The organism is Noviluteimonas lactosilytica, from assembly GCF_020866925.1.
In the GTDB taxonomy this organism is placed as follows: Bacteria; Pseudomonadota; Gammaproteobacteria; order Xanthomonadales; family Xanthomonadaceae; genus Noviluteimonas; species Noviluteimonas lactosilytica.
This window is the reverse complement of record NZ_JAJGAK010000001.1, coordinates 1,324,493-1,339,601: the sequence shown is the minus strand read 5'-3', so window position 1 is coordinate 1,339,601 and position 15,109 is coordinate 1,324,493. Positions and strand designations below refer to the sequence as shown.

At 67.2% G+C, this 15,109-nt stretch carries 11 protein-coding genes; 4 read left to right on the top strand and 7 right to left on the bottom strand.

From position 1 onward, the window contains the following. Nucleotides 1-3: 3 nt before the first annotated feature. From LK996_RS06470 to LK996_RS06460, 3 genes are read left to right on the top strand one after another with little or no spacing between them, the layout of a single operon-like run. On the top strand, nt 4-1,017 hold the full coding sequence (locus LK996_RS06470) for an ATP-binding protein (protein WP_230526304.1): 1,014 nt from the start codon (nt 4-6) through the stop codon (nt 1,015-1,017). Next, nucleotides 1,014-1,892: a sensor histidine kinase gene (locus LK996_RS06465; RefSeq protein ID WP_230526303.1), complete on the top strand. Its 879-nt coding sequence runs from the start codon at nt 1,014-1,016 to the stop codon at nt 1,890-1,892. The genes LK996_RS06470 and LK996_RS06465 overlap by 4 nt, the downstream gene beginning before the upstream one ends. Continuing rightward, complete coding sequence (locus LK996_RS06460) at nt 1,882-3,855, top strand: response regulator (RefSeq protein ID WP_230526302.1); 1,974 nt, start codon at nt 1,882-1,884, stop codon at nt 3,853-3,855. The genes LK996_RS06465 and LK996_RS06460 overlap by 11 nt, the downstream gene beginning before the upstream one ends. A 3-nt stretch (nt 3,856-3,858) precedes the next feature. Here the strand turns inward: LK996_RS06460 and LK996_RS06455 are convergent, their stop codons facing one another. Beyond that, nucleotides 3,859-4,737 carry an aspartyl protease family protein gene (locus LK996_RS06455; protein WP_230526301.1) on the bottom strand — a complete coding sequence of 293 codons (879 nt, stop codon included), beginning with the start codon at nt 4,735-4,737 and terminating at the stop codon, nt 3,859-3,861. Nucleotides 4,738-4,850: 113 nt separating this feature from the next. Between LK996_RS06455 and LK996_RS06450 the strand changes: the two genes are divergently transcribed. Next, entirely contained in the window at nt 4,851-6,461 is a 1,611-nt protein-coding gene (locus tag LK996_RS06450) for a mechanosensitive ion channel family protein (RefSeq protein WP_230526300.1), read from the top strand. On the opposite strand, the gene LK996_RS06445 is transcribed toward LK996_RS06450, so the two are convergent. Genes LK996_RS06445 through LK996_RS06420 form a run of 6 tightly spaced genes read right to left on the bottom strand, consistent with a single transcriptional unit; the run spans nt 6,458 to nt 15,077 of the window. Then, the gene (locus LK996_RS06445) at nt 6,458-7,363 is read right to left on the bottom strand and encodes a DUF2950 domain-containing protein (protein WP_230526299.1); all 906 of its coding nucleotides are present in this window, start codon (nt 7,361-7,363) and stop codon (nt 6,458-6,460) included. The two genes, LK996_RS06450 and LK996_RS06445, sit on opposite strands and share 4 nt — an antisense overlap. Next, nucleotides 7,360-8,817 (bottom strand): DUF3300 domain-containing protein, encoded by a 1,458-nt coding sequence (locus tag LK996_RS06440; RefSeq protein ID WP_230526298.1) that lies wholly within the window; start codon nt 8,815-8,817, stop codon nt 7,360-7,362. The genes LK996_RS06445 and LK996_RS06440 overlap by 4 nt, the downstream gene beginning before the upstream one ends. 14 nt (nt 8,818-8,831) lie before the next feature. Further along, nucleotides 8,832-10,190 (bottom strand): OprD family outer membrane porin, encoded by a 1,359-nt coding sequence (locus LK996_RS06435; protein ID WP_230526297.1) that lies wholly within the window; start codon nt 10,188-10,190, stop codon nt 8,832-8,834. Further along, nucleotides 10,187-11,887: an aspartate:alanine exchanger family transporter gene (locus tag LK996_RS06430; RefSeq protein ID WP_230526296.1), complete on the bottom strand. Its 1,701-nt coding sequence runs from the start codon at nt 11,885-11,887 to the stop codon at nt 10,187-10,189. The genes LK996_RS06435 and LK996_RS06430 overlap by 4 nt, the downstream gene beginning before the upstream one ends. Before the next feature lie 30 nt (nt 11,888-11,917). Then, complete coding sequence (locus tag LK996_RS06425) at nt 11,918-14,674, bottom strand: aminotransferase class I/II-fold pyridoxal phosphate-dependent enzyme (RefSeq protein WP_230526295.1); 2,757 nt, start codon at nt 14,672-14,674, stop codon at nt 11,918-11,920. 31 nt (nt 14,675-14,705) lie between these two features. After that, a complete protein-coding gene (locus LK996_RS06420; protein WP_255656406.1) occupies nt 14,706-15,077 on the bottom strand; it encodes a response regulator transcription factor in 372 nt (123 codons plus the stop codon). Nucleotides 15,078-15,109 lie beyond the last annotated feature (32 nt).

Here is a 15,109-nt window from a genome sequence, read left to right as displayed (position 1 = left end):
GTGATGCGACTGCTTCGCGCGGGTGCGCAAACGCACGAGATCCCGATCGACGACGCGTCGCGCGTGGGCCAGGTTCGACGCGTCGCGGCGCAGGTTGCGCAGCGTGCAGGCTTCGATGAAGAAGACACCGGTCGCGTCGCGCTCGTGGCCACGGAACTGGCCACCAACGTGCTCAAGCACGCGGGTCGCGGCGTGATGCAGGTGCAGGCGATCGCGGGCGACGGTGGCGAAGGCGTCGAGCTCGTCGCGATCGATCGTGGCGCCGGATTCGATTACGTGGCGTGCCTCGCCGACGGCATGTCGACGAGCGGCACGCGGGGCATCGGGCTCGGTGCGGTGCAACGGCAGGCGCAGGTCGTCGACCTGTTCTCCGATGCGCGGGGTTCGGTGGTGATGGCGCGCTTCTTCCCGCGCGGCGGCACCTACCGCGACGTGCGCTACGGTGCGAGCCAGCGCGCACTCGGCGGCGCGCTCGAATGCGGCGACGGTTGGGGCATCGCCTGGACCGGCACGCAATGCAGCGTCGTGGTCGTCGACGGACTCGGCCACGGCCCGCTCGCGCACGAGGCAGCGAATGCGGCGACGCGCGCATTCGCCGAAGCCGGGCACGCCGATCCCGCGACCACGATGGACGCGCTGCACGCGGCGATGTCCGGCACGCGCGGCGGCGCGGTGGCCATCGCCGCGTACGACGCCGCGCCGGGCACGATGCGGTTCGCGGGGATCGGCAACATCTCGGGGGCGCTGCACTCGCCCGATGGCTCGCGCGGCCTCGCGTCGCATCCGGGCATCGTCGGCGTGCAGTACCGCCGCGCGCAGTCCTTCGATTACGCCGATGCCGCCGGCAAGCTGCTGGTGTTGCACAGCGACGGCGTGAACACGCGCTGGAGCCTGCGCGATTACCCCGGGCTCGCGGCGCGCCACCCGGCGGTCATCGCCGCGGTGCTGATGCGCGACTTCGACCGCGGACGCGACGACGCCACGGTCGTCGTCGTCGCACTGGGAGGCACACGATGAACAACGCGACCCCCGCCGAGGCGAACAGCGAACTCATGCGCCTGCGCAGCGAGGCCGCGGACTTGCGCGCGGAGCTGGAAGAAACCAACCAGGGCGTCCTCGCCCTGTACGCCGAGCTCGACGTGCAGGCCGAGCAACTGCGCGAAGCTTCCGCGCTGAAGAGCCGCTTCCTGTCCTACATGAGCCACGAGTTCCGCACGCCGCTCGGCTCGATCCTGAGCATGACGCGATTGCTCGACGACGAGATCGATGGCCCGCTGTCGTCCGACCAGCACCAGCAGGTGCAGTTCATCAGCATCGCTGCGCGCGACCTCGCCGAAATGGTCGACGACCTGCTCGACCTCGCGAAGATCGAGGCGGGGCGCGTGTCGATCTCGCCGGACTGGTTCGAAATGGTGGACCTCTTCTCCGCGCTGCGCGGCATGTTCCGGCCGATCGTCGAGGAAGCGGGCGTCGATCTCGTGTTCGAAGCGCCCGTGGGCATGCCGTCCATGTACACCGACGACAAGAAGGTCGCGCAGATCCTGCGTAACTTCATTTCCAACGCGCTGAAGTTCACCCCGCAGGGAACGGTGCGCGTGTCCGCCGTCTGCGAGGACGATGCATGGGCGCGGTTCACCGTCGCCGACACCGGCATCGGCATTCCGGCGGACGTGCAGAAGACGCTGTTCCAGGATTTCGCGCAGGTCGACTCGCCGTTGCAGCGTCGCCTGCGCGGCACCGGGCTCGGGTTGTCGCTGTGTCGCCGATTCGCCGAACTGCTCGGTGGCCAGGTGGGCGTCACGAGTGAAGTCGGCAAGGGTTCGACGTTCTGGGTCCTGCTGCCGCTGCGATTGGCCGATGACACGACCGCGGAGGACAGCGATGGACAATGAGCCTTCGGTCCGCAAGGGCACGACGACGCTGATCGTCGACGACAACGCGGCGACGCGCTACGCGATGCGCCGCGTGATCGAACGCCAGGGCTGGCGCGTGCTCGAAGCGCAGGCCGGCGCGGAAGGGTTGTCGATCCTCGAGCGCGAACCGATCGATGTCCTCGTGCTCGACGTCAACCTGCCCGACATGAACGGCTTCGACATCGTGCGCATCCTGCGCGGCGCCGAACGCACGCGCCTGCTGCCGATCGTGCACGTATCGGCCGCCTCCATCCATACGCGCGACGTGATCACGGGCCTGGAAGGCGGCGCGGATTCGTACCTCGTGCATCCCGTCGATCCGGGCCTGCTGCTCGCGACCATGCGGACGCTGATGCGCGTGCGCGAAGCGGAAGATGCGATGCGCGAAAGCGAGCAACGGCTGCGCGAGATCTTCTCGAACGTCGCCGCGCCGATCGCCGTCATCGATTCGGCGCTGGTCATCCACGAACGCAATGCGGCCTTCGAGCCGCTGATCGGCGAACACGCATCGCTGGCCTCACGCGTGGAGCCCGGACAGGAAGTGCAGCTGGCGGGCCTGCAGGAGCGCATCGGGCGCGGCGAACGCTGGATCGGTGCGCTGTCGATGCGCGTGAACCAGGAACTGCGCGAGTACGAGTGGCGCGTCGTGCCCTGGCGCGAAGAGCTCGGCTTGATGCTGGTCGAAGACGTGACCCACCACCGTCGCCGCGAGCGCCAGCAGGCCGAGCGCCTGGACAGTGCGCGTTCGCGCCTGGCGGAAGCCATCTCCGAGCGCGACGCCACGCAGATGCAACTCGTGCAGTCGCAGAAGATGGATGCGCTCGGGCAACTCACCGGCGGCATCGCGCACGATTTCAACAATCTCCTCACCGGCATCATCACGTCGCTCGGCCTGTTGTCGGACGAAGCGGCCGCCGGCCGGACCGCAGCCGTGCAGCAATACGCCGACACCGCGATGACGTCGGCGCGTCGCGCCGCGTCGCTCACGCATCGCCTGCTCGCGTTCGCGCGGCAGCAACCGCTGGATACGCGGACGGTCGACATCAATGCGCGCATCGCCTCGCTGGAGGACTTGCTGCATCGAACCATCGGCGAACAGGTACAGCTGCAACTGGATCTCCAGCCCGATGCCGCGATCGCACGGGTGGACGCCAACCAGCTCGAGAACGCGGTCCTCAACCTCGTCGTCAACGCACGCGATGCGATGTCGGACGGCGGCCGCATCCGGGTCGGCACGCGCCGGCCGGAACGGCATGCGTTGCGCGACCTGGCGCCGGGCGACTATGTCGAGTTGTTCGTCGAGGACGACGGGTCGGGCATCCCGGAAGACGTGCTCGAGAAAGTGTTCGAACCCTTCTTCACGACCAAGCCGATCGGCCAGGGCACGGGCCTCGGCCTGTCGATGACGTACGGGTTCGCCAGGCAGAGCGGCGGCGACGCACGCATCGTCAGCACGCCCGGAATGGGAACGACCGTGACGTTGTTGTTGCCGCTCGGCGATGCGGCGCATATCGCGCTCGATCCCCACACGTCGCAGTCGGGCCCGCCCGTTGCAGGCAACGGCGAAACGATCCTGATCGTCGAGGACGCCGACTCGGTGCGCGAACTCACCGCGACGTTGCTCGGCATCGCCGGCTACCGCTGCCTGCAGGCGCCCGACGTCGAGCGCGCGCTGGAGATCCTGCACGGCCCCGAACCCATCGACCTGCTGCTCACCGACGTGGGTCTGCCGCGCATGAACGGACGCCAGCTCGCCGACGCCGCGCGTGCGACGCGCCCCAAGTTGCCGGTGCTGTTCCTTACCGGCTACGCGCGCCACTCGGTGGCCGTCGGCGATTTCCTCGGCGAAGGCATGGACATGATGACCAAGCCCTACGACGCGGAAGCGTTGCTTGCGCGCATCGGCCACATGGTGGGCGCCGCGCGCAACGCGCCGGCCTGATCGTCAGGGTTTCGCCACCCACACGCGCCCCGTCGCGAGATCGAACGTCACCACCTTGTCGCGCAGGAACGGCATGCCGATGTTGCCGTCGAGCAGCATGTCGGGCGTGAACGCCATGCCGGTTGCGCGGAAGTCGGGCGAGATCGCGAAGTTCGCTTCCTGCGGGCCTTCCTTGTCGGGATCCAGGCCGAAGTACTTCGCGTAGGGCTTCGACACGAGGATCGTGCCGCCGTTGCCGCTGTCGACCTCGAAGTACACGGGGCCGTCGGCCGTCGCCACCTTGATCGAAATCGCGAGCGCGCGGCCCTGGATTTCGCCGGAGAGTTTCGCGGGCAGTTCCTTCACGTTCGCGTGCGCGATGCGTTCGCGCAGGCTTTCGGGCGATTCGATCAGCAGGCGCTTGCCGGGGAAGTCGATGGTGATCGTGCGGCCCGCGAAGAGGTCGAGCGCGATCGAACCTTCGACGGGCTCGGCGTCCTTCGCGATGAACTGCGTGACATCGAGGACCGACGCGACTTCGAGCGGCATCTCGCGTTCGCCGATCTTGAACGTCACGTTGTCGCAACGCGGCGTGTCGAGGCGGTTGCCCATCATCTGGAAACCGGTCAGGCGACCCCAGGGTTTGCAGCCGATTTTTTTCGCGTAGTCGGGCGAGAGCAGCGTGCTGCCGCCGGCGGTGTCGAACGTGAAGCGGCCCGGCACGCCGTTGATGGTGGCCCGCAATGCGACGGTCTTGCGATACGCCTCGAGCGGGAACTCGGCTTCGGGCTTCGCGGCGGGCGCATCGGGCACGCGGGCGATGGCGATCGCGGGGGTCGCGGCGAGCAGGGCGACGATCAGCAGGGTATTCGGCGTGAAGGGACGCAAGTTGAACGGGCGCATCGGCGAGTCCTTGGCGGGTCCATGGTGGATGGGACGACGAGGCCGCGCGCGGCGGCCGTTCGCGTTGGTTTCATCGGATGCGCCGTTGCGCGCAAACGTTGACGGGGACTCGCATGCGCGGCCTGCTTCGTTGGGCTTTCGTTTGGGTGGCGCTCGCGTGCGGCGCGGCGCAGGCCACGCCGGCCGATGTCCCGGCGCCGGCGACGACGCTGGTCACGGTCGCGCGACCGCCGGCCCACGCGACCGCGCGTTTCTACAATCGCGACATCGCCACGTTCCGTTCGACCTTCCTCGGCAACACGCCGGCGATGCGCGCGCGCGGCATGGAGGCGAACATCGACCGCATCGTCGAAGCGCCCGGCATCGCGAAGCCGGGTTACCAGATGGCGCCGCAGGGCGTCGTGCTGATGCTCGATGGGCAGCTCGTTACCTTGCTCACGCCCGCGGATGTCGACACGCTGCAGAACGAGACGCTCGCGCAGATGCGCGATCGTTCGCTCGCGCGCCTCGGCGACGCCGTGCAGGCCGCCGAGAGCGCACGCACGCCGGATCGCTTGCTGCGCGGGATCGGCTGGTTCATCGCCGGCACGCTGATCCTGATGCTCGTGCTGTGGCTGCTGCGCCTGGTCGCCGTGCGCATGCGTCATCGCGCCGATCGCTGGCTGACGGCGCGACTGTCGACGATCCGCAATCCTTCCGCGCGACAGATGGCGCTGGCGTTCGCGGCGAGCGGCCGTGGGCTTGCGCGCTTCGCCGCGTGGGTGATCGTGATCGTCGTGTTCGAGGAATGGCTGCGTTTCACCTTCGCGCAATTCGCGTGGACGCAGCCGTGGGCCGGTGCGATGACCGGCTGGATGTCGGGACGACTGGAACACTGGGGCGGCGCGATCCTGCACGCGATCCCGGGGTTGGTGACGGCCGCCGTCATCCTGCTGGTCGCGCGCCTGGTCGCGCAGGCCGTCGGGTTGTTCTTCCACGGCGTGCAGCACGGCCGCTTCGAGATGGTCGGCATCGACGCGCAGCTGGCGGAACCGACGCGCAAGATCATGGTCGTCGTCGTGTGGCTGTTCGGCATCGCGATGGCGTATCCGTATCTGCCGGGCGCGGAGACCGATGCGTTCAAGGGCCTGAGCGTGTTCGTCGGCCTGATGGTGTCGCTGGGCGCATCGAGCATCGTTGCGCAGGCGGCCGCCGGATTCACGCTGTTGTATTCGCGCACGATGTCGGTCGGCGACGTGGTGCGGGCCGGCGACGTCGAAGGCATCGTGCAGCAGATCGGCTTGTTCACGACGCGCGTGCGCACGCCGCTCGGCGTGGAAGTGAGCTTCCCCAACAACGTGCTGCTCAGCGACCGCCTGGAGAATCTCTCGCGCGCCGCCGAAGGCCCGGGCATGTGGCTGCAGGCGATGGTGGTGATCGGTTACGACGCGCCGTGGCGGCAGGTGCAGCGCTTGTTGATCGATGCGGCGACGAAGACCGAGGGCGTGCTCGCGGATCCGCCGCCCCTCGTGCTGCAGACCGCGCTCGGCGACTTCGGCATCGAGTACCGCCTGCGCGCGCGCATCGGCGACGTGCAGCGGCGCTGGATCGTGCTCAGCGCGCTGCACGCGCAGATCCAGGACACGTTCAACGCCGCCGGCGTGCAGATCATGACGCCGCATTACGAAGGCGATCCGGAGACACCGAAGCTGGTGCCTCCGCCGCATTGGGAAGGGAAGGACTAGGGCGTCGTCGACGCCGTCGTCGTGCCGTCGGGCACTTCCTTCCACGCGCTGTCGGGATCGTAGGTCGCCATCGCGCGCGCGAGTTCGTCGGTCTTCGGGCCCAGGTCGCGCTCGAACATCTGCCCGTCGTAGCCGATCATCATCGTCATCACGCCGGTCTGCCCGTATTCCGCGGGCCATGCGATGGCGGCGAAGCCGCGCGACATGTTGTCGCCGATCTTGAACGACTTCGCGCCACCCGGCGCCGACGGTCCCTGCGCATCGAACTGGCGATAGCGGTAGCCGTAATACTCGCCCTTCGGCTTGTCGTCGCCGAAACGCGGACCGAGCGGACTGATCTGGCCGCTGTCGTCGTCCGCCCAGTACAGGCCGTCGTGCTTGCCGTCGGTGCTGACGAGCTTCTGCGCATATTCGAGGGTGCCGTCGCCGTCGCGATCGAACTCGGCGTAATCGAGTTGCGCATCGTGGTAGGCGCGCAGCACCTGCTGCACGTCGAGCTCGTTGCTGCCGATGCGGCGATCGCGGATGTCGTCCTTCGCCGCGGCGAGGTCGAAGCGCCAGCCCTTGTCGTCGCGCGATAGCGGGATGGGCAGCGTCCACAACGCGCCCGTGCCCGCGGTGATCATCATGCGCCCGTCCCTGCCGGGCGTCGTGCCATGCGATTCCGCGTAACGCGCGAGGAAGGCATCGACGTCCTTGCGGTCGACATCCTCGGGCACGTACTCGCGCCAGTCGTTGCCGAGCACGGTCGCGAGCTTCGCCGCGTCTGCTTTCGTCGTGCCGAGTGCGTCGACGAGCGCCTCCGCCGCCGCTTCCGGCGTGGGATACGACTGCTGCGCGAACGTTGGGAGTGCGCAGGCGCAGAGCGCGAGCGACAGGAGTGTTTTCCGGATGGTGTTCATCGACGACGCCCTCCACCGCCGCCCCGCGAGGGACGACTCATCGAACGCCCGGCGCCACCGCCGCGCGACATGCTGGATCGACTCGAGCTGCCGCGGTTCGAGGCCGCGCGCGACCCGCCCGCGTTGCTTGCGCCCGAGAACGCGTTGTTGCGCGACGAGCTGCCGTAGCTGCCGCCGTAACCGCCGGAGCTGCGCGCGAGATCGCGCGAGGCCGCGTTGTTCGCGCCGCGCTGCTGGTAGGAGCCACCGGGTGCGCCACCTGCGCCGGGCGCGCGACCCGCGCCGCCGTTGCCGATCTGCGACGCACGCGGATCGCGCGACGCCGTCGACGCGCGATCGCGGGCCTGCTGGTTGTTGCGCGCGGGTTCGAAGCCCTGCCGCTCCATCTGCTGCCGCGCCTGGTCGCGTTGCTGCGAACGTCCGGCGTCTTCGCCGCGGAAGCTGTTGCGTGCGTCGCTGCCCGCCTGGCGATTGCCGTATTTTTCGCGGCTGGCCTGGTCGCGATAGGGCACGCCGTCGCGACGCGATCCATCATGTTGCCACTGGCGGTCGCCGCCGCGATTGCCGGTGCGATCGCCGCGGTTGCCGCGCTCGCCGTCGCCGATCTGCCGGTCGCCGCGATCGATGTTGCGATTGAACTCGTTGTAGCGGCTCGAGTTGATGTTGATGTCGCCGCCGCCCCAGTTGCAGTCGCCCCAGATGCCGACCGAGATGCCGATGCCGATGCCCCACGCCAGGCCCGCGCCGAAGGCGTAACCCGGATACCAGTACGCGGACGGCGGGTAGTAATACGGCGGGTAGTACGAGTACGGCCACGGCCCGTAGATCGTGTTCGGATCGTAGGTCGGCACGTACACCGTTTGCGGCGACGGCGATTCGATCACGATCGTCGACTGGCCGGTGCCGGGCACCTGTTCGGAAGAGGTCGAGACCGTCTGGTACTCGTTCGACTTCAGGTTGCCCGCGCTCTGCGCCTTGCGCCGCAATTCCTGCGCCGTCGCCATCACGTCGTTGGGTTGCGCGAGGAACGCATCGCCGAGCTTCTGCACCCAGTTGATGTCGTTGCCGAGCATGAGCAGCGCCTGCGGGAAGGCGACGAGCGATTGCACGCTCGGGTCCCAGTCTTCCTTGGCGACGGCCTTGACCGCGTCGTCGCCCTTCGCCTCGGGATGGTCCTTCGCCCACTTCGCCGCGTCCGCGACATCCCCCGGATACGTCGACGCCATCAGCACCTGCGCGAGCAGCGAATCCGGATACAGCGCGACGGGCGCGACGAGTTGCGCGATCTCTTCCTTCGAGAAGGTCTGCGACTGCGCCGGCTGCGACTGCGTGGCCTGCGACGGCGTGGAGGCGGCGGGATTGGTCGCCTGTCCGACGCCCGATGCATGCGCATCGAGTGCAAGCGCGACGGCGACTGCGAGGATGCAGGCCGCCAACACACGTTTCCTTGCCATGTTCGGTCCTCCGTTCACAGCGGCAGGTCGTAATAGACCATCAACCGCAAGTCGTTGAGATCGGTGTCGCCCGGGTCGTCCTGCATGACGCGCGCGTAGCGAAGACGCACCATCAAACCTTTCAACTTGCCTTCGGGCGGCGTCCATTGCAGGTTGAAGTCGGCCTCGCCGCGTCCGTACGCGTCGTCCGCGTCGGGATCGGAACCGGCGACGTACAGCGCGTAGGCGCTCAGGCCGGTTTCCTTCGGCCAGGTGTATTGCGCGCGGATCAGCCATGCGTCTTCGCCGGCGCGATTGAAGTCTTCCACCTGCACGCTCGTGTAACCGGGATAACCGCTCCACGGCGCGGTCAGGTCGCGATCGCCCCGCGCGTCGGTGTACGCCGTGGTGATCAGTGCGCCGCCCGCGGCGAGTTCGGCCTTCAGCCCGAATTGCTGCGCATCGAAGTCGCTGCCGGTCAGCATGTTGTCGCCCACGCTGCGCTGGTCGATGAACTGCCCGGCGAACTTGAACTTCGCGTTGCCGGAAATCGGGATCCCGTATCGCGCTTCGGTGTAGAAGATGTTGATGACGTTGCTGGACCAGTAGTTGACGCCGCCGACCGCGAGTTCGCCGCGCGTGTAGTTGACGCCCGCCGCGTACACGCCGCGCTTGATCGACGCACCGGCGTCGTCGGACATCGACACAAACTCGTCGGAGTTGCGCTCCTTGATCTTGTCGAAGTAGCCCGCGCCCCAGCGCCACTCGCCGCGGCTCGTCTTCGAATCGCCGTGCAGGCCCTGCACGACGCCCGCGAGGAACGTGTTGGGCGTCATGCGGCTGTCGTTGGAGTTGATGAACGGCGTTTCGAATCGCCGCGCGCCCAGCGTCATGCGCACGTCCTGGGTGAACAGCATCTCGCCGTAGGCTTCGCCGAGCACCGCGTAGCCTTCCTGGCCGGGCTTGAGCAGCAACGTGCCGTCCTTCTCGTCGGGCGCATACAGCGGCGCCGACCCGTAGAGTGTGGCGCCGAAGGAATAGCGCTCGCGGAAGTAACCGGTCTTGAAACCCGCCCATCCGCCGATCGCCCACGCTTCGCTCTCGGTGCCGTCGTACTTGTCGCGACCGAGGTAATAGCTGCGCAGTTGCACCTTCCACACCGTGTCTTCGAACGCCTTGCGGCGTGTCTCTTCGACCCACTCGTCGTACGTCAGCGGTCCGAAGCTGTCGCCCAGGTGCGTCTGGCCCTGTTCCTTCGAATCTCCTGCGTCGCGTGGAGGCGGGGTCGTGGTGGCCGGGGTGGTTTGCGCCGCCGCCGTCGCCGAGGCGAGCACGCACGCCAGGGCGACGCACAACGCCGCACGACCCCGCAGGTTGTCGTGCGCAGTCGTCATTGCGAAAGCACCATCGCGAAGTAGCCGAACACGGTGTACAGCACGCCCGACACCGCGTAACCGACCGGGAAGCCCACCCACGGCACGGAGCTGTCGATTTCCTTCGCCGCTTCGCGCGCGGGACCGGAGTGCGAGCGCGAACCCGCCACGCCGCCCATCAACACCGCCGGGTTGATCTTGAAGAAGTGGAGGCCGATGGCCCATGTGACGAATGGCGGGATCGTGCTGGCGACGAAGCCGGCGATGAAGATCTTCAGCGCCACCGCGCCCGTCAGCTGTTCGAGCAGCGTCGCACCGGCGTTGATGCCGACGATCGCGATGAACGTGACGAGGCCGAGGTCTTCGAGGATGTTGCGCGCGGCATTCGGCGTACTGCCGAAGTAACGCAGCCGCGACACGACCGACGACACCAGGATGCCCGACAGCAGCAGGCCGCCCGCGTTGCCCAGGCCCACCGAGAAATCGCCCACCGGCACGTTGATCTTGCCGATCAGCAGGCCGAGCACCATGCCGAGCGACAGCGTCAGCAGGTCGGTCGACGTGCTGGGACGCGCGACCTTGCCGAACATGTCGCCGACCTTGCTGACCGCGCTCTTCAGGCCCGTCAGGTACAGCACGTCGAAGCGCTTGAGCGCGGTGTCGGTGCCGAGCGGCAACGGTTCGCCGCTACGTTCCATGCGGCTGATCGCGACCTGGCCCGCGAACTCGTCGCTCGCGAAGTCCTTCAGCAGCTTGCCTTCGAGTTCCTTCTTCGTGACCAGTACTTCGGCCTGGTCGAGCGGGATGTTGAGCGCGCCGGCATCCGCGATCTCGGGGCCGAGCAGGCCCATGTTCGCGGTGAGTTCTTCGAGCCGGCCGCCCAGCGCGATGACGTCGCCCTTCTGCAGCACGACGTCGGCGTTCGCGCCAAGCGACGACCCGTCGCGCATCACGTTGGCGATGCGGTACTGCGGATACGCCTTGCGGAACTGCGCGATGCTCTGGCCCGCGGTCGATGCGTTCTCGAGGCGATAGGCACGCAGCCCACCGACGCGGTAACCGGTGATGCCCGCATCGTCGACGTTCTTCACGCCGTGCGCCGCTTCGTATTCCTTCGCAGCCTTGCGCGCATCCACGCCCCACCAGCGCGGCAGGTACTTGCACACGAGGATGATGCCGACCGTGCCCCAGATGTAGGTCACGCCATAACCGAGCGCGATCATGCCGGAGACCGCTTCGGCGGTCGTGCCTGCGGGCAACTTGTACGCGCCCTGTTCGACGGCCATTTCCGCCGTGCCGATCGCCGCCGACATCGTCTGCGAACCGGCGAGCACGCCGCCCGCGGCGCCCGGCGGCAACGCGAGCCACTTCGACATCAGCACGACGAGCCCGAGGCCGAGGAACGCGCAGATCACCGCGAGGATCGTGAAGGTGATGCCGTCCTTCTTGAGGCTGTTGAAGAACGCGGGACCGACGCGCAATCCGACGCCATACATGAAGAGGTAATAGAAGAGCGACTTGGCGAAGTTGTCGAGTTGCAGCTTCACGCCGTAGGTCGATGCCCACGTCGCGAGCGCTGCACCGACGACGACCGCCGCCGCCACCATGCCGAGCCCGTATCCCTTGATCGCGAACTTGCCGACCCACACCGCCATGCCGACGGTGAAGAACAACAGGATGTACGGATTGTCGGCGAGGAACTGGAAGAACCCTTGCATGGCGACCTCCTTTGGTCGTCGAGGCCTGGCTCAGCGGGTTGAAGAGAAAGACTTGCCGGCGAGCACTTCGGGTTTGATCAACTTCAACCCGAGCGCGTGCTGGTAGCCGTGGATTTCCTTGACATCGAGCTTGCGCATGAACGTGATCGTGTCCGCCGTGATCACCTGGCCCGGGACCATGATCGGGAAGCCCGGCGGGTAGGGGATGACGAAATGCGCCGAGACCATCTCGGGGCCTTCCTTCAGGCGACGCTCCACTTCCTCGCTGTCGAGGCGAACGTATTCGCAGTTGTCCGCGTCGTAGGAGAGGAAGAACGCGGGCCGCATGTTGCCTTCGTTGCTGCGCGCCTTCGCGTTGTCGCGAAACGCATCCTGGAAGCGGCTGAAATTCGGCAGGTCCGGCACGTCCGTCATGAGCGACTTCACGCGCGCGTCGAACGCTGCGCGCTCAGCTTGCCCACCCTGTTCGAGGCGCTTGTCGATGTCGCGCGACAGGTCGGCCAGCGCCTTGATCAGCAGCGCCGCATCGCTGTGCGTGTTGTTGATGTTGGTCTGGACCAGCACCGAGTTGCGCGAGGTCTTGTTGATCTGGATGTCGAAGTCCGACGCGAGGATGCCCTTGAACTGCGTGCCGTCGAAGCCGGCGGCGCCGCAGATCAGCGTGATGCGCGTGGGATCGAGCGCGAACTCGTCGTTGTGCCACGCATGGATCATGTCGGCCCACGAACCATGCGGCGGGCCGTAGTCGGAGATCCCGGATTCGCGGAACTCCGGCGGGATCATGTCGGCGGGCGTGGCGACGCGGAAATACTTCGAGATCAGCGGATGGCTGTTGATCGTCTTCCGCAGCCGCAGCGCGAGCTCGGTCATGCGCATCGTCAGCGCGTAGCCCTCCAGTTCCATCTGCCGGCGCGCGAGGTCGAGCGAGGCGAGCAGCTGCAGGTTCGGCGACGTCGAGGTATGCGCGAAGAACGCTTCCTTGAACGGACCTTCGACCTGGCCCCAGTCGTCGTCCCATACCAGCATCATCGAACCCTGGCGGAACGCCGACATCGACTTGTGCGTCGAGTTGGTCTGGTAGACGCGGATGCGCACCTTGTCCGGATCGGGCATGCCGTGTGCGTCGAGCAGCGCATTGTCGTCGAGATTGGCGCTCTTCTCCTTCCACGCGTTGTATTCGTCGCGATAGGCCTTGCTGCGATAGCGGCGCGTGAGCGCGGCCGCCGCGCCCATCGCGGTGCGCGCGCGATGCAGCGGATTGAACCGTGCGAACCCGAACCACGCCTCGTCCCAGAGGAATACCAGGTCCGGCTTGATGGCCAGGCACTCTTCCATCACGCGACGCGGGTTGTACATGTGGCCGTCGAACGTGCAGTTGGTCATGTCGATGACCTTCACGCGATCGAGGTTGCCCTCGGCCTTGCAGTCGAGCAGCGCCTTCTTGATCGTGCGCAGCGGCACCGCGCCGTACATCGAGTACTGCACGAGCGGGAACGCTTCGACGTAGTAGGGCTGCGCGCCGCTGAGCACCATCCCGTAGTGATGCGACTTGTGGCAGTTGCGGTCGACGATGACGATGTCGCCCGGCTTGCAGATCGCCTGCACGACGATCTTGTTCGACGTCGACGTGCCGTTGGTGCCGAGGAAGGCGAGCTTCGCGCCGAATGCGCGCGCGGTGGCGTCCTGCATCTTCTTGATGTTGCCGGTCGGCTCCAGCAGCGAGTCGAGGCCGCCGGTCGTTGCCGACGACTCCGCGAACAGGATGTTGGTCCCGTAGAAGTGGCCCATGTCGCGGATCCAGTTCGATCCGAACACCGACTTGCCGCGCGCGATCGGCAGTGCGTGGAAGGTGCCGATGGGGCGCGTCGCGTACTTCTTGAGGTTGTCGAAATACGGCGTCTCGAAGCGATCCTTGATCCCGTCGAGGATCGCCAGGTGCAGTTCCATCGGTTCTTCGATGTTGTGGAAGACGCGGCGGATGCACGCGGCTTCGTCGCTCGCCGCAAGCAGTTCGGGCGTGCGATCGGAGAGCAGGAACAGGTCGAGTTCCGGCCGGAAGCCGTTGATGGCCTGCGCCAGCCGCGTGGACAGCGCCCCGGGTTCGACCGAGCCCTGGTCGACGTCCATGTTGCGCTTGAGGAACTCGCGCAGGTCGGGCAGGTCGTGCTTCGAGGCGTACTGGAAGCCGTCGACCAGCACCACCGACTGGATGTTGGTGTTGACCATCACCGCGAGCGCAGCGTCCTCGAAGCTCCCGACATGCACGGGCACATACTGGAACTGATCCTCCGGGCGACGCATGCGACGCACTTCGTCGTCCGCGCGTTGCCACTGCGCGGGATCGGAGGGCGTGACGATGAGGACTTCGAAGTAGGGTTTGCCGACGCCGCCATCGATATCGGGCGGCATCGCGTCGATGACGCGCGTGTCGCCGTCGGCGTTGGTATCCCACGCGGCATCTTCCCGACGGAAGTCGCCCGACTGCAACGCGGCCGACGCCTTCTGCACCAGGCGCGCGAACGCGGTCGCGTCGCCGCCTTCGAGCGAACCCCGCAGCGAATCCAGCAGGCGTGTGCCGGGATAGGCCCAGCAATGCTCGAGCCGCGAGATGTTCGCGAGCAGCTTGCGGCATTTGCCACGGATCTCTTCGCGCGCATCGGTGCCGGACTTCGCATCGGCCCACGCACGTGCATAGGCATTGAGTTGCCGCCACTGGTCTTCGCGCGCGATCGCCGCTGCGAAGACGCGATTGAGTTCGTTGGTCGCGGGTTGGGCAATGTCGTTCATGTCGAGCCTCTGGACGATGCGTGGGGCATCGCTAATGAAGGGCGGACGTCAGCGGCCGGAGCGCATCCAGCAACACCTTGTCGTCCACGGGTTTGCACAGGTAGGCGCGCGCGCCGTTGGCGAGGCTGCGCGAGCGATTGGCGGGCGTGTCGTTGCCGGTCAGCACCACGACCGGTATCTGCGCGCCGCGCGAAGCGAGCGCGTCCTGCACGTCGAAGCCGGACATGCCCGGCAGGTGCAGGTCGAGGATCACGCAGTCGATGCCTTCGAGATGCGCCATGAAGTCCGCTCCGCTCGCGAACAGCCGCACGTCGAAACCAGCCGCCCGCAACAGGCGCTGCAACGCGCGCCGCACGGGCGGTTCGTCGTCTACAACCGCGACTACTGGCGTGCGCCCGGGCATTGCACGGACGCTAGACCCCGCTCATGGGGCCA

Excerpts from the sequence above, each read along its gene's own strand:
- LK996_RS06435 (WP_230526297.1), bottom strand. The coding sequence starts at position 10,190 with ATGACGACTGCGCACGACAACCTGCGGGGTCGTGCGGCGTTGTGCGTC.
- LK996_RS06440 (WP_230526298.1), bottom strand. The coding sequence starts at position 8,817 with ATGGCAAGGAAACGTGTGTTGGCGGCCTGCATCCTCGCAGTCGCCGTC.
- LK996_RS06455 (WP_230526301.1), bottom strand. The coding sequence starts at position 4,737 with ATGCGCCCGTTCAACTTGCGTCCCTTCACGCCGAATACCCTGCTGATC.
- LK996_RS06470 (WP_230526304.1), top strand. The coding sequence starts at position 4 with ATGCGACTGCTTCGCGCGGGTGCGCAAACGCACGAGATCCCGATCGAC.
- LK996_RS06450 (WP_230526300.1), top strand. The coding sequence starts at position 4,851 with ATGCGCGGCCTGCTTCGTTGGGCTTTCGTTTGGGTGGCGCTCGCGTGC.
- LK996_RS06460 (WP_230526302.1), top strand. The coding sequence starts at position 1,882 with ATGGACAATGAGCCTTCGGTCCGCAAGGGCACGACGACGCTGATCGTC.
- LK996_RS06465 (WP_230526303.1), top strand. The coding sequence starts at position 1,014 with ATGAACAACGCGACCCCCGCCGAGGCGAACAGCGAACTCATGCGCCTG.
- LK996_RS06445 (WP_230526299.1), bottom strand. The coding sequence starts at position 7,363 with ATGAACACCATCCGGAAAACACTCCTGTCGCTCGCGCTCTGCGCCTGC.
- LK996_RS06430 (WP_230526296.1), bottom strand. The coding sequence starts at position 11,887 with ATGCAAGGGTTCTTCCAGTTCCTCGCCGACAATCCGTACATCCTGTTG.
- LK996_RS06420 (WP_255656406.1), bottom strand. The coding sequence starts at position 15,077 with ATGCCCGGGCGCACGCCAGTAGTCGCGGTTGTAGACGACGAACCGCCC.
- LK996_RS06425 (WP_230526295.1), bottom strand. The coding sequence starts at position 14,674 with ATGAACGACATTGCCCAACCCGCGACCAACGAACTCAATCGCGTCTTC.